The sequence below is a fragment of the Halomonas sp. SIMBA_159 genome (assembly GCF_046536035.1).
Taxonomy (GTDB): domain Bacteria; phylum Pseudomonadota; class Gammaproteobacteria; order Pseudomonadales; family Halomonadaceae; genus Vreelandella; species Vreelandella venusta_A.
Genome location: NZ_JAWJBT010000133.1, coordinates 1 through 406, shown reverse-complemented (window position 1 = coordinate 406; position 406 = coordinate 1). Strand labels below are relative to the sequence as shown.

The following is a 406-nucleotide window of genomic DNA, read 5'->3' as shown; positions in this document are numbered from 1 at the left end:
GGCCCAGGTTTTTCACTGTCAGGGTTGAGTGCAATTACTCGCTGTGGTTCGACCATAGGCACAGATGGCTTCAAACGTTCACCAAATTACACCCATGAAGATAATTTTTGCCTTGACGGTTCTCGGCTGATCTCAGTGTCAGGCCAGCGTGGTAAGAGTGGGTCAAGCTACAAAACTGAAATTGATCAATATAGCCAGATTACGCTGAGTGGTGATTCGCTTGGCACTAGTAGCCAGTTTATTGTGAAAACAAAATCTGGCGATGTGCTGACCTATAAGAATGACTCAGATAATTTAGTGTGGCTGCTGGCTGAGTCTACCGATACAACCAAGAAAAATGTTATCAAGTACAGTTATACAAATAACAATCTGATTCGTCAGATTATTTATGATGCCTATACCGTAC

The 406-nt window shown here is 42.6% G+C and carries 1 protein-coding gene; it reads left to right on the top strand.

What is annotated here, in order from left to right; translation table 11 throughout:
- On the top strand, window positions 1-406 hold a 406-nt coding region (locus R0J87_RS18695), incomplete at both ends, for a hypothetical protein (RefSeq protein ID WP_498888075.1).